13 protein-coding genes, 1 tRNA gene and 1 pseudogene are annotated in these 13,443 nt (G+C 58.9%); 10 read left to right on the top strand and 5 right to left on the bottom strand.

The features are described from left to right. Together ACIPL2_RS26895 and ACIPL2_RS26890 are read left to right on the top strand one after the other, a co-directional pair. The coding region (locus ACIPL2_RS26895; RefSeq protein ID WP_401361492.1) for a MerR family transcriptional regulator at window positions 1-340 on the top strand (340 nt) is incomplete at its 5' end. Between the two features lie 89 nt (window positions 341-429). Then, a tRNA-Pro gene (locus tag ACIPL2_RS26890) sits at window positions 430-506 on the top strand. Between the two features lie 280 nt (window positions 507-786). Here the strand turns inward: ACIPL2_RS26890 and ACIPL2_RS26885 are convergent. Both ACIPL2_RS26885 and ACIPL2_RS26880 read right to left on the bottom strand, forming a co-directional pair. Beyond that, window positions 787-4,026 carry an AAA domain-containing protein gene (locus ACIPL2_RS26885; RefSeq protein WP_401361490.1) on the bottom strand — a complete coding sequence of 1,080 codons (3,240 nt, stop codon included), beginning with the start codon at window positions 4,024-4,026 and terminating at the stop codon, window positions 787-789. Between the two features lie 113 nt (window positions 4,027-4,139). Beyond that, window positions 4,140-4,733: a hypothetical protein gene (locus tag ACIPL2_RS26880; RefSeq protein ID WP_401361488.1), complete on the bottom strand. Its 594-nt coding sequence runs from the start codon at window positions 4,731-4,733 to the stop codon at window positions 4,140-4,142. Between the two features lie 261 nt (window positions 4,734-4,994). On the opposite strand from ACIPL2_RS26880, the pseudogene ACIPL2_RS26875 reads away from it, so the two are divergent. From ACIPL2_RS26875 to ACIPL2_RS26840, 8 genes and pseudogenes are all read left to right on the top strand, one after another. After that, window positions 4,995-5,219 (top strand): annotated as a pseudogene (locus ACIPL2_RS26875) (IS66 family transposase); the annotation flags it as partial. A gap of 84 nt (window positions 5,220-5,303) precedes the next feature. Beyond that, complete coding sequence (locus tag ACIPL2_RS26870; protein WP_401361486.1) at window positions 5,304-5,669, top strand: NIPSNAP family protein; 366 nt, start codon at window positions 5,304-5,306, stop codon at window positions 5,667-5,669. Between the two features lie 93 nt (window positions 5,670-5,762). Further along, window positions 5,763-6,089 carry a cupin domain-containing protein gene (locus ACIPL2_RS26865; RefSeq protein WP_401361484.1) on the top strand — a complete coding sequence of 109 codons (327 nt, stop codon included), beginning with the start codon at window positions 5,763-5,765 and terminating at the stop codon, window positions 6,087-6,089. Then, a complete protein-coding gene (locus tag ACIPL2_RS26860) occupies window positions 6,090-6,305 on the top strand; it encodes a hypothetical protein (RefSeq protein ID WP_401361482.1) in 216 nt (71 codons plus the stop codon). A 191-nt stretch (window positions 6,306-6,496) separates the two neighbouring features. After that, complete coding sequence (locus tag ACIPL2_RS26855; RefSeq protein WP_401361500.1) at window positions 6,497-7,219, top strand: GntR family transcriptional regulator; 723 nt, start codon at window positions 6,497-6,499, stop codon at window positions 7,217-7,219. After that, entirely contained in the window at window positions 7,216-8,004 is a 789-nt protein-coding gene (locus ACIPL2_RS26850; protein ID WP_401361480.1) for an SDR family oxidoreductase, read from the top strand. Before ACIPL2_RS26855 ends, ACIPL2_RS26850 begins: the two co-directional genes overlap by 4 nt. Before the next feature lie 93 nt (window positions 8,005-8,097). After that, complete coding sequence (locus ACIPL2_RS26845; RefSeq protein ID WP_059405995.1) at window positions 8,098-9,030, top strand: 3-keto-5-aminohexanoate cleavage protein; 933 nt, start codon at window positions 8,098-8,100, stop codon at window positions 9,028-9,030. 105 nt (window positions 9,031-9,135) lie between these two features. Continuing rightward, window positions 9,136-10,467, top strand: coding sequence for an MFS transporter (locus ACIPL2_RS26840; RefSeq protein ID WP_401361477.1), 1,332 nt, complete (start codon window positions 9,136-9,138; stop codon window positions 10,465-10,467). A gap of 110 nt (window positions 10,468-10,577) precedes the next feature. On the opposite strand, the gene ACIPL2_RS26835 is transcribed toward ACIPL2_RS26840, so the two are convergent. The 3 genes from ACIPL2_RS26835 to ACIPL2_RS26825 form a co-directional block, all read right to left on the bottom strand. Then, on the bottom strand, window positions 10,578-11,507 hold the full coding sequence (locus tag ACIPL2_RS26835) for a sugar ABC transporter substrate-binding protein (RefSeq protein ID WP_401361475.1): 930 nt from the start codon (window positions 11,505-11,507) through the stop codon (window positions 10,578-10,580). An 87-nt stretch (window positions 11,508-11,594) separates the two neighbouring features. Then, window positions 11,595-12,383, bottom strand: coding sequence for a TIM barrel protein (locus ACIPL2_RS26830; protein WP_401361473.1), 789 nt, complete (start codon window positions 12,381-12,383; stop codon window positions 11,595-11,597). Beyond that, the gene (locus ACIPL2_RS26825; protein WP_401361471.1) at window positions 12,380-13,402 is read right to left on the bottom strand and encodes a Gfo/Idh/MocA family oxidoreductase; all 1,023 of its coding nucleotides are present in this window, start codon (window positions 13,400-13,402) and stop codon (window positions 12,380-12,382) included. The genes ACIPL2_RS26830 and ACIPL2_RS26825 overlap by 4 nt, the downstream gene beginning before the upstream one ends. Between the last annotated feature and the right edge of the window lie 41 nt (window positions 13,403-13,443).

Here is a 13,443-nt window from a genome sequence, read left to right as displayed (position 1 = left end):
TAACGACGAACGTCCCGACATCCCAGGCAAACGCGCCTTCACCATTGGTGAAGTCAGCGAGCTGTGTGCGGTAAAACCACACGTGCTGCGCTACTGGGAGCAGGAGTTTCCTCAACTCAACCCCGTCAAACGCCGCGGAAACCGCCGGTATTATCAGCGCCAAGACGTGCTGATGATCCGGCAAATCCGCGCGCTTCTTTACGATCAGGGGTTCACCATCGGCGGCGCACGCTTGCGTTTGTCCGGCGATGAAGCCAAAGACGACACCACCCAATACAAGCAAATGATTCGCCAGATGATCGCCGAACTGGAAGATGTTCTGGTGGTACTCAAGAAATAAATTCCTGCTTTTAAATACTTCCAGTTTTCAAAAGCTTGCGATATATTCTTGAGCGTTCTTCGAGATGAAGGACGAGTTTCACGCCTAGTCGGGGCGTAGCGCAGTCCGGTAGCGCACTAGCATGGGGTGCTAGGGGTCGAGTGTTCGAATCACTCCGTCCCGACCATATAATTCAAGGGGTTGCGAGATTTTATCTCGCGACCCCTTTTTATTTTTGGTCGTTTTCCCCCTACAAAACGGCTCGCTCAGGGTGAAATCTTCAACTATTACAAAGGCCAGAGTTTGTTTCACTCAAGCCGTATCAGACAGTCCATAACACTTCGCCGTCATAGGATCCTTTCCTTGGATGCCATAGGCTCTACAAAATCTCAGCGCGAGACAGGTTGCCGTTAGTTCTCCTCTAATTTCGTATAAAGGCTGGAAGTAGGACTTAAGGCGGCCATTTGTCATGCATGGCTGTCGGCGGTCATCTGGGAATGAGCCGGTAGCAGCTCCATAACGTCACAGAAAAGTTTCCGCTGCTTCCAGTCATTGCGATCGCCAATCACATATAAGCGGCGCTTGGCCCGGGTGGCCGCGACGTTGAGCAGGTTGGGCTTGGAAACTGCCCATTCGCGAGCGCCGCCGTTTTCGCTGCTCCCACCCAGGACGAGGATGATCACTTCAGCTTCCTTACCCTGCATGGTGTGAATCGTGCCGCGCAGGATCTTGGCGTGTAATCGATCCTTGAGCTGGTTGCGCACGTCCTGAAAGGGCGTGATAACTGCGATGCTATCCAGGGGCACACCGTCGCCATCAAGCAAGGCCAACAGACGCTCGAGCGCCTTGCCTTCATTGTCGACCCAATTGCCAGAAGAGCGGCCACTCGCGTGTACCCAGCCGGTGAGCAGGCGGGCCGGAGTTTCTTTGGCGGGTGAGGGCGCGATGGTGCCAAAGACCATGGCACCGTCGTAGGCGATGCGATTAGCTAGGTCGAACATCGGTTTGTCACAGCGACGGTGCACCACCAGCGGCAAGCCGACCCAGCATTTCTTGTCTTTAGGACCAGCCATGCGACCCCAAGGGGTGGCCTGATCGGCTAAGGTCTGGGCGGACTGGCGATTGGGCAGCCAGTGAGCGTCGACTTGATAGCGGGTACGCATGTGTTCGAGCACGGCATCGGATACGGTGACGATCGGCTCCAATTGCAGCGGATCACCGACCAGCACAGCGCGGCGTGCACGCCATAGGGCACCCACTGCAGCCTGCGGGGTAGCTTGACCGGCTTCGTCCACCAACAGCCAGCCAATCTCTCCGCAGCCAAGGCTACCGAAGGAGCGGGCGAACGAGGCGAAGGTACTGCTGAGCACCGGCACTACCATGAACAGCGAGGCCCATGCCGAACGCATCAAGGCCTGGGACACACCGCGATAACGACTGCCGGTGAGCGTGCTAGTGATGAAGTCCAAGTTAGCGCGTAAGCGCGAGGCTTCGATCTGGAAGAAGACGCGATGCAGCTTTAGCGCTTCGATGAACACCTTCGCCCGGGCCTGACGCCAGCCTTCGACTATCCAGGGTTCGAGCAGCTCGATCTCGCTACCTCTGCCGATCTGGTCTTGTTCGAGCCAGACCTGCAGGTGCTTGGCCTGGCCAGCCTGGGCAATGCTGCGAGCCTTATCGATCTGCAGGGCGGCGTGGAGCACTGCTTCATTGATCTCCTGTTCGTCCTTAGCCAATTGTCGATTGACTTCGGTGAGCCGGCCGACGAGTCGCTGCACTTGGCGTTGGGCACTGGCGAAGGCATCCTCAGCCAAGGCGTGGGCGCTATCGAGCAGGCGTTGCCGGGCTGCCCACGTGCGATGAGCACCCCAGAGGCTGAATAAGTTGGCGAGAAATCCCGGCTTTCTTGCCAGGTGTGCTTCAAGGGCCTGGAGTTCGCGTTGTAGTTGCTCGCGGGCGGGCGTGAGCTGAAGTGTTTCCAACGTAGCTTGTTCGTCATCGAGACTGCTACGTTGGGACAGACGGACTTGGCGCTCCTGTTCCTTCTGATGGACTCGGTCCTTAGCGCTGACTACTGCCTGAATCCGTTCCAGAATGTCACTGACTTGAGCGCGTATCGCTTGTTCGGCGTGCTTGGCGTCCTGGTATTGCTTGATGGCGGAGCGCCAGAGATTGGTTTTTTCGGCGGACGAGAGCAACTTCATCTGTGGGGCTTGCTCGGCCAGCCATTCACGCATGCCCTTGGGGGCTGGCTTGTCGTCCGTGCTATTCGCTACGGGCACGTCGGGCGCTGGATCGCCGTCGTGTAGATCTTCGTCCAAGTCGCCGTTGTCGAGGGCATCTGGTTGGGAGGATGCGGATTCGTCCTTGGTCTTCGTCGCTTTTGGCGGACACTTGCCATAGAAGAATCGATCGACGAACTGGGTGCGTTTGGCTTTGCTGCCCAATGCCGCAGAGATCATTGCCCAAGCTGGCTTGCCGCTGGTGAGCTCGCCCAGTTCGCTGAAGTACTCGGCATCGGGCAGCCAGGATGGGTCAATCTTATCCTGCTGGGGCAACTCGAGAGCTACGTTCTCCACGGCACCATTGTTGGAGGACGCTACCACCATCTCGAAGCCGAACAGGCGTGGGTTGAGTTGATAGGCAAAGCGCTCGCGTCCGCCATCGTTGGCGGATTCGCGACCATCCTGGATAAAGGCTTCCGAGGCTCTGCTCAGCGAGGCCAGCACGTCGGCTCGTTGTGTCACCACCGCCGCGATCAGGTCGCGGAGTAGGGTGGTCTTCCCGGTACCTGGTGGACCGTTGACGCCCATTATGCCGGTATTGTTGCTGAGGTTTTGGAGCAGGCTGTTGACTGCCAGTTGTTGTGAGTGCACCAACCCCAAATGCCTTTCGGCAGGCCAGCAGCCAGTTGCATAGCGCGAGGGGGAAAGGCGATCGATCTGAGCCAGATCTGCTTTGGGGTTGTCGAGGTGCAGGCGCTGTGTGGAGTCGTGATGGCTTAGGTAGCGGGCCAACGGCTCGCTGGTTTCGCCACGGGCTAGGGCATCGGCCATGTCAGCCAAATCGTTTAGCAGGAAACTGTTGAGCGGATCGTCTTCCTGTTCGGGTTTGTTCGGGTTGATCGGTGCCGAGCGGAAGCGATATCTGCGCGACTCGTTTCCGAAAAACGCGTCGAGTCCCAGGGTCTGACGAATATAGTCGGTTAGGCGTGACAGGTCGGCGGCCTGGACCACGCCACCGAGCAGGCTTTTAGCCTGTTCGCGGAGAGAGTCCTGGGTCTCCTCGAAGCCGCGTGTCCAATCTTTCTTGTTTATGGCGCAACCGACGAACCATGCCTCGCTGGAGAGCACCAAGCTGTCGACCAGCATCATGCCTTGATCGTTGAACTTGAGCGCGTACAAGGCAGAGAGCCTTTGTTGTGGCTCCTTGTAGCCTTGGTCCGCGCCGTAGAGAGTCTCTAACTGGCGAGAAACATCCAAGTTGTTGTAGAGGTGTGCGTAGAGCGTATGGCTCCATACGCGTTTGTTCGGCAGGCGCTGCCGGCTCAGAGGGTTGGCTGGCATCCATGGCAGGATTTGGGCCGAGGTGGGCATGTCTTGGAAAAACGGCTGGTAATCGCCGTCGCGCTTTTTCAGCTTTGGGACTGCCTGAGGTTGCAGCAGTTCGACGGCGTGCCAGTAACGCACGATATTTTTCGAATTCATTTACTACGTCCTTGAAAGCGCTGAGGCTTAGATTCCTGATAGGGAAGGATATCAGGCATGTTGCATCGCTTCCTGGCGCCGGGGCGCGGAAGCGATGCTGATCGTGAGCCGGGTCACTTACCTGAGGGATACCAGGTGGCGTAGTTGTGGGTGTAATCCTCTTCCGGATCGATGACTTCTTCGCGGATGCCGGGTACTACATCCCGTTCTCGGTCGAAGGCTGGGCGCAATTCGCGTTCTGCTAGCTCCTGAGTCACGTAGGACATGCCTTGCCATTTGTGGCGCCAGGCCAACAGCTGGGCCCGAGTCTCAATGACATAGACAGGCGCGTCGAGTCGTCCGCGTAGGTTCGGAACGCGGTAGGAGGCATTCATCAGACTGGGCACGCGAACTTCTTGGCCACGCTTATCCCAACCGATCCAGTGGCTGTAGAAGCGCATACGACGGTCTTTGTGGGCGATGAACTCGAAATAGTCTCGACTCGGTTTGGGAGTCGTCCGAGCGCAGGCCAGTCGCATCAGTTTAGTATTGATCTTCCCAATGCGGTCATCGCTTAGCTTGCCCAGCGAAAGCAGGAAATGATCAAAGTTGTTGAACCCGATTTCCTTGGCATGGAAATGCAGGCGTTCGGAATAGCCCATTCCCTGATCGGGTGAGCGGCGGACGAGGTACTTGAAGTTTTTGACGCAGTCGACTGATGCGGACATGACTTTCTCCACAGGCCTATATCGGATGCACCGATACCCGCATTGCTGCTTGCTTGGCCTTTACTGGCGAAAATCTGAAAGAAGAAAGAGAAGGGTGTTCCCCAACGCAGCAGGGTGCTTCCCGAGGCATGGCGTGATCCTAAGTGGCCAACAGCTAGCCTGTCAATAATCGCGAGCGCCGATCAGCGCTGTATCGCCCTGCTTCTCCTTTGCTTGAAGAAGTCCCTGATCTTGACCACCTGAATCCTGAACAACTGCGAGTCGATTGAAGCAGAGCTTCAAGCCCTGCAAACAGCTCTAACGCCGACCGAGAAAAAGCAAAAACCCAAGCGCACTGCGTTACCGGCAGAGTTTCCACCTTCGCTGATCCATCACGAACCGGACAAAACCCACTGCCCATGTGGCTGTGCACTGAAACGTATCGGTGAAGACGTCAGCGAAAAACTGGACTGCGCGGCGCAAGTTTTTCGAGCTGCACGCCAACTGCTGCCGCATAGCCGGCCTCCCGCCTAATAACGTAAGGTGGAATGTACGGACGCTCACGTTGAAACTCCACATGGAAGACCTGGAATGACTCGAATTATTGAAATCCTGATGTACACCTTAAAGCCAGGATCGGGATTGGACTTTCATCAAATAATGCAGAATGTAAGTGTTCCGCTTCACCTAGAAGCTGGCATGGATGTCGTTTCTTATGGCAGCTCATTACATGATTGTGACAGCTATCACCTGATTCGTTCCTATGGAAGCGAGAGCCATCGCCAAGTATCTCAAGATACTTTTTACGCAAGCGCTGCCTGGAAACAGGGCCCGAGAGAAGACATTATCAGTCGGATTGAAATCAGTACAACGACAGTTATGGCGCTCACTCAAGACGTAATTGATGCCATCAGAGCTTCCGTAGATCTATCTGGAGCCGAAGCTCGAACTGCGTAGCTGACATCGACAAAGGCAGACCCCGTAGCCTTAACCGCGGGGATCAGGAAGATGTGTTGGCCGGACGGTTACGTTTTAAATAGGGAAATTACCATGTCACTGCTGGATCTGGATTTGATCTCAAAGGCCTTGCCTCAAACCTGGAAGTCCACTGTGGTTGGGCGGGTAGGCGACTCCAACATCAAAGTGCTGCGCATGGATGAAATGCCCTCTGCGGCAGAGGTTCATGACTACACCGAAGGCTTGTTAGTCATCTCAGGGCAGTTGCTACTGGGCGTCGGTGGTGAAACCATCTGCGTTGAAGCAGGGCAGATTTACCTGGCTGAAGCGGGCGTTGCGCACTCGGTTTTATCCGGAAGCTACGGGACATTGGTCATCATCGATATTGGACAGAGCAATACCCTGCAAAAGGGGCACTGAATGCCAAAGAAAAAACCGGAAAGTGAACTCGCTGCGACGGCTACCGCCAGTGAAATTGAGCACGCCATCCAGGCCCTGAATAAAATGGCTGAACGCCTTTGGGGAGACGGCAGAGAGGTGGAGGCGAAAGCCTTGCTTGATGCCTTGGACGCTCTAAACCGGGCACTGGACCGGATCAGGATTGGAGAGAGTCGCCGGGTTGTGACCCTTCATTAAAAACGCCATGAGCGAGCGCCGTTAGCGCCTGAAGGCACGACTCCACCTACCCAGCGAGCCCGCTACGAAGCGGGCTTTTTGTTGTCTGCGTGCTCGACGCAAAAGGGCAACGGCAGACAAAAAAAATTTGACATATGTTATTTGTGATCACATATTGGGCCCATAAGAACGTCCAATGTGAGCCATTACTCATGACAGATCATCCGATCCTCTTGCCCACTCTGCGGCAGGTTTCCCGCGATACCCTGCAAGATCAGGTGTACCGGCAGATCCGCGAAGCGCTGATGAGCGGCCGCTTCCAGCCGGGCCAGAAGCTGACCATTCGCGGTCTTGCCGAGGCGCTGGGTTCCAGTCCGATGCCGGTGCGCGAAGCGCTGAATCGCCTCAGTGCAGAGAATGCTTTCGAAGTCACCGAAACCTCCCGTCTGCGTGTTCGCATGATGACGCCCGAACGACTGCGCGAGATCCGCGATGCTCGTGTGGCGCTTGAAGGTCTGCTGGCCGAGAAAGCGGTCATCCTGCTCAACGACACTGACCTCAAAGACATCAGCGATCTGTGCGAGCAGATGCAGCAAGCCGCCGACAGCATCGATGTGGAGCGTTATCTGTGGACCAACTTTGCCTTCCACCGGCGCATTTATGCCGTTGCCAAGGCTGAGCTGACCATCGCGGCGGTAGAGAATTTCTGGCTGCACATGGGCCCCTGCTTTGCGCTGGTTGCACCTGACAAAGCGCACCTTCAGCGCTCGATGGAAGCGCACAACCGCATCGTCGAGGCGCTTGCCGCGCGCGACGGGGCGGCGGCCCGAGCGGCAGTCACCGACGACATCATGCAGGCCGCCGATTCCCTGGCGCGCCTGATCGTCAAGAGCGACCGTACGCGGTCGTCTGTCTCTGGAGTAAAAAAAGCATGAGCGTTCTCAACCGACTGATTCCCTACACCGGCTTGCGGGTGCTGATCTCTGGCGGCGCCGCCGGGATCGGCGAAGTGCTGGCGGCGGCTTATATGGAAGCCGGTGCCAAAGTGCACGTGTGCGACGTCAGCGAAGCCGCCCTTGCGGCGTTTCGCGACCGTTATCCGAACAGCGTGGCCACGCGTGCAGATGTCGGTGACCCGGTGCAGATCGAAGCGGTGTTCAAGGTTCAGCGCGAACAGTTCGGTGGCCTTGATGTGCTGATTAACAACGCCGGGATCGCCGGGCCAACCGCGGGCATCGACGAAATTACCGACGAGGAATGGCAGCGCACCATCGACATCAACCTCACAGGGCAATACCGCTTTGCTCATCACGCGGTGCCGCTGCTCAAAGCGTCACCTAACGCGCACCTGATCCACATCGCGTCAGTGGCTGGCCGCCTGGGTTACGCCTGGCGCACACCGTACGCCGCGACCAAGTGGGCCATCGTTGGCCTGATGAAGTCCCTGGCGTCCGAGTTGGGCGACAGCGACATTCGCGTCAACGCCTTGCTGCCCGGCATCGTCGAAGGCCCGCGCATGGACGGTGTGATCCGCGCCCGCGCAGAACAGATGAACGTGCCAGAAGCCGAGATGCGTGAGGAATACCTGAAAAAGATTTCGCTCAAGCGCATGGTCACCGCCGAAGACGTCGCCGCCATGGCGCTGTTCCTGTGTTCGCCCGCCGCACGCAATGTGACCGGCCAGGCCATCAGTGTGGATGGCAACGTCGAGTACCTCTAAACGTCTCGACCCCGATCGCAACAACGGCCGGACAGCGTCCGCGCCGAATGACCCCACTAACTTTCTCGCCAAGAACAAGAACGGAGAACACTCATGTCCAAAAAACGCCCAATCATCATCACCTGCGCCGTCACAGGCGCCATTCATACGCCTTCGATGTCGCCACATTTGCCGATCACGCCGCAGGAAATTGCCGATGCCGCGATCGGCGCCGCTGAGGCGGGCGCCTCGATTGTTCACCTGCATGCTCGCGATCCCATTGACGGGCGGCCGAGCCAGGATGTCGACCTGTTCCGTCAGTTTTTGCCGCAGATCAAGGCCAAGAGTGACGTGGTGATCAACATCACCACCGGCGGTGCGCCGACCATGGGCGTGGAAGAACGCTTGCAGCCGGTGGCGCAACTCAAGCCTGAACTGGCTTCGCTGAACATGGGCTCGATGAACTTCGGGCTGTACGAAATGCTCGATCGTTTCACCGAGTTCAAGCACGACTGGGAGCGGCCGTACCTCGCCGAGAGTGACGACCGGATCTTCCGCAACACCTTCCGTGACATCGCCCACATCCTCAACGCCTGTGCCGAGAACCGCACCCGCTTTGAAATCGAATGCTACGACATTGGCCATTTGTACACCGCTGCGCATTTCCTCCAGCGCGGGTTGCTCAAGGCGCCGATTTTCATTCAGTCGGTGTTCGGTCTGCGCGGAGGCATCGGCGGGCACCCGGAAGACCTGGCGCACATGCGCCGTACGGCTGACCGCCTGTTCGGCGACGCGTACCAATGGTCGATCCTCGGTGCCGGTCGCAATCAGATTCCGCTGGGCACCATGGGTTTGTCGATGGGCAGTCATGTGCGCGTCGGCCTCGAGGATTCGCTGTGGGACGGGCCGGGCCAACTGGCAGCGTCCAACGCCGATCAGGTCAAGCGCATCCGCACCGTGATCGAAGCCTTGGGCGCGCGCGTGGCGACCCCGGATGAAGCACGGGAAATGCTCGACCTCAAAGGCCAGGACAAAGTCGATTTCTGACAACCCAGCCTTGTTTGCTCGCGTGCGGGCGCCGGTCCGGAAGGTCGGCGCCTGCTGTTAAACGCGAAACGTGTCATCTCCATAACAACAAGACCGAGGTGAAACATGCGTATCGAAACCGTACCCGATACTCCCCGAGATTCAGCGACGCTGAACAAACTGATGTTCGTCAAACTGATGCCGTTGCTGATTGCCGCCTACGTGCTGAGCTTTCTCGACCGGACCAACATCGCGCTGGCCAAGCACCATCTGGATATCGATCTGGGCATTTCTGCTGCCGCCTACGGGTTGGGCGCCGGGCTGTTCTTTCTCACCTACGCGCTGTCTGAAGTGCCCAGCAACCTGATCATGCACAAGGTCGGAGCGCGGTTCTGGATTGCGCGAATCATGGTCACTTGGGGGTTAATCTCCGCGGCGATGGCCTTTGTCCAAGGCGAAACGTCGTTCTACGTCTTGCGCCTGCTGTTGGGCATCGCCGAAGCCGGCCTGTTTCCCGGTGTCATGCTGTACCTGACGTACTGGTTCGGCCGGGAACAGCGGGCCCGTGCGACCGGTTATTTTCTTTTGGGCGTGTGCTTCGCCAACATCATCGGCGGGCCGCTGGGTGCCGCGCTGATGCAACTGGACGGCGTCTGGGGTTGGCGTGGCTGGCAGTGGATGTTCGTGCTTGAAGGCCTGCCGGCGGTGTTCTTCGCCATGGTGGTCTGGAAAAAATTGCCGGACCGCCCCAACAAGGCACCTTGGCTGAGCGCCGCTGAAGCCGAGCAGGTCGAGCGGACGTTGGCCGCTGAATCGGAGGAGGGCGCCGGCGCTGGTGGTCACTCGCTCAAACAATGCCTGACCCCGCAGATTCTGTTGGCGATCCTTGTTTACTTCTGCCACCAGATCACGATCTACACGGTGATCTTTTTCCTGCCCGGCATCATCGGCAAATACGGTGATCTGAGCACCTTGCAGATCGGCTTGCTGACATCGCTGCCGTGGCTGGCGGCAGCCGCAGGCGCTATCGCACTGCCGCGATTTGCCACCACGCCGGCGCGCGCTCGGCAGATGCTGGTAGCGGGTTTGCTGACCATGGCCGCAGGCCTGGGAATCGCCTCGTTGGCGGGACCGGTGATCAGCTTGCTGGGCTTCTGCATTTCGGCGGTGATGTTCTTCGTCGTGCAGTCGATCATTTTCCTCTACCCGGCTTCGCGGCTTAAAGGCGCAGCGCTTGCCGGTGGCCTGGGCTTCGTCAATTCATGCGGTCTGCTGGGCGGTTTTGTCGGCCCTTCGGTGATGGGCTTGATCGAGCAAAGTACCGGCAATGCAATGGACGGCATGAAAATCGTGGCGATTGTCCTGGTGCTCGCGGCCATTGCCGCTTTGCGTTTGCGTCAGGGCCATGAGCGCAAGGCGGACAAGCAACGCTTGCACGGCCGGCGCCAGCCTGTATGAACGCGGGCTGACAGACGCGTTGCCTGAGAGGGTATCCGAGGCTGTTCACACAACGAAAAACGCCGCTTCCCCCTGACCTGGAAAGCGGCGTCAATCGTCAGCGTTTAACGCTATTTATAATGTTGCTCAAACATCGCGACCTGCTCCGGTGTGATCAGCTGGAAGGGCACCCAGACATCCGTTTCGACCGGCTCGCCCTTGATCATTTTGATCGCCGCTTGCAATGCGACGGAGGCTTGTGCCTTGGGGTCCTGAAAGACCGAGGCGACCAGCATGCCGCGCTTGATCGCCGCCAGTCCGTCAGGCAGGCCGTCGATGCCGACAATCGCAATGTCGCCCTTGGCTTTGCCGGCTTGTTGCAGGGCCATGGCGGCGCCGATGGCCATCTCGTCATTGTTGGCGACGATGGCATCAAAGTTGGTGCCGGCCAGCAGCCAGTTGCTGGTCAGGTCCATGCCTTTGTTGCGCTGCCATTCAGCCGTTTGTTGTTCGACGATCTTGATCCCGGGATAGTCCTTGAGCACTTGTTTGACGCCTTCGGTGCGGTCGTGCGTGGAGTTTTGCGCGAGGTCGCCCATGATGATCGCGAGGGTGCCTTTGCCGCCCAGTTTTTCCGCCAGGTAGCGCATCTGCAACTGCCCGGCTTCGATGTCATTGGACGCGACCGTGACCACGCCTTTGGGCAAGGTGCGTTCGTCCGGATGGCGGTTGACGTAGACCAGCGGCGTCTTCGCCTCGACGGCGGCGCGGGTCATGTTGGCGGTGGCGGCGGTGTCCACGGGCAAGACGATGACCGCGTCGACCTTCTGACTGAGAAAGCCCTGGACCTGATTGATCTGGCGCACCACGTCGCCCTGGGCGTCCTCGAACTGGATCTGGACGTTTTCCTTTTTCGCGGCCTCTTCCAGGCCGCTGCGCACGTAGGTCATGAAGTTGTCGTCAACCCTGGCAATGCTGACGCCGATGCGATAGCTGGAGGCGGCGGCCCAGTGGCTGAAGACGAGTAGCAGCGTGGCAAAAAGCAGTGTGCAGCGACGCATGAGGTAGTCCTTTTGTTGTTATGGGTAGATCAAGCGTGAAGCTTGTTGGCGCGCCCTGAATCAACCTCCGGGCGCGCCGCCGTGTCTTCAATCCAGCGTGAACGCTTGCCGAAAACGTTCGAGTGCCGCTTCGCTGTCGCCGCTGGCCCAGCCTTCGAGCCCGACGACACCGGTGTATCCCATGCCGAACAAGGCTTTGGCAATGGCGGGGTAATGGATTTCGCCGGTGCCCGGTTCCATGCGGCCAGGGACGTCGGCGACCTGGATTTCACCGATGGCGCTGCCGGCGCGCTGGATCAGTTCGATCAGGTTTCCTTCGCCGATCTGCGCATGATAAAGGTCCAGGTTCATCTTCAGGTGCGGACTGCCCACGGCCTCGATCAGCGCCAGGGTATCGTCGGCGCGAGCGAACGGCGTGCCGGGATGATCGACTTCGGTGTTGAGGTTTTCCAGCAGGAATACCCGGCCGGCGTCTTCACCCAGACGGGCGATTTTTTCCAGGGTCTTGCAGGCGCTCAGCCACATGCGTCCGCTGGTGTGCGCCACGGGTTTGACCGGCAAGCCTTTGTCGCCCAGTCCGGTGCCGTGCAGGTTGAGGCTCGGGCAGTTCAATTGCGTGGCGACGGCCAGCGATTCCCGTGCGCTGTCGAGCAGGTGCTGGATGTCCTCGGGATCGGTCAGGTTGCCGGCGATGTAGCCGGTCATGGAGGTGAAGTCGGCGCCCGTGGCGACCAGCGCCGGAATATCTTTCTTGGTCCAGTCCCAGATTTCGGCGCTGAAGCCCAGCGCATGAATGCGTTTGACGCGTTCGGTGAACGGTAGATCGAGGAAGACCATCTCGGCACTGATCGCCAGTTTGAACGGAGTGAAGCTCATGGGCGGCCTCCTTGCACGCGCACTGCTTTACCTTGCTGGAACGACTCGATGCATGCGCGCGCAATCGCCAGTGCAGCCCGGGCATCTTCGCCGCTGGCCAGGGGTTTTTCGCCAGTGCGCAGGCAGTCGACAAAGTGGTTGAGCTCAGCCACATAGGCATCGCGCAACAGGTCGGTGTCGAGGCGCTGGGTGTCGCCCTGGATGCCGCTGGCCAGGTAGCGCACCAGGTCTGAATCGTTGACGCTGCCCATGGTCAGCATGCCCGCGTTGCCGAACACTTCGCCTCGCACGTCGTAGCCATAGACCGCCTGGAAATTCGCCTCGGCGGTGGCGATGGCGCCGTTGTCGAAACGGATCGTGACCACCGCCGTGTCGAGGAAGCCTTTGCTCTTGAAGTCCGGAGCAATCAGGGCATCGGCCATGACAAAAACTTCGACCGCTTCCGCGCCGGGATTGAGGTAGCGCAGGGTATCGAAATCGTGGATCAGGGTTTCGAGGAAAATCACCCACTGCGGCGAATTGGCGGGATTGTTCAGCGCCGGGTCGCGCGTCAGCGAGCGGAGCAATTGCGGCGTACCGATACGGCCGGCGACCACGTCCAGGTGAGCGGTGCGAAAGCTTTTGGCAAAGCGGCGGTTGAAGCCGACTTGCAGCGTCACCCGCGCATCGGCAGCCGCCGCGATGGCACGGTCGGCCTCGTCGAGGGTAATGGCCATGGGTTTTTCACAGAACACACCTTTGCCGGCACGGGTTGCGCTGATCACCAGTTCGGCATGGCTGCGGGCGGGAGCGGCGATCAACACGCCATCAATGTCCGGGTCGTCGAGCAGTTGCTGTGGATCGGTGTAGACCCGCTCCACACCCAATTCTGCCGCGAGGCGGGCGGCCTGGCCGGGTGTTGGGTCGGCGATGGCGGCCAGGCAGGCGCCGGGAATGTGCCGCGCGGCAGTCAGACCGTGGAAGCTGCCCATGCGCCCGGCACCGATGAGACCGAGGCGGATAATCTTGGATGTGCTCATTAAATGACTCCCTTTTATTGTTGTTCAGCGGGAATGTCCTC

Origin of the sequence: Pseudomonas sp. NPDC086251, from assembly GCF_044746405.1 — a bacterium.
GTDB lineage: Bacteria > Pseudomonadota > Gammaproteobacteria > Pseudomonadales > Pseudomonadaceae > Aquipseudomonas.
The sequence above is the reverse complement of the archived record's forward strand: the minus strand, read 5'-3'. Positions and strand labels throughout refer to the sequence as shown.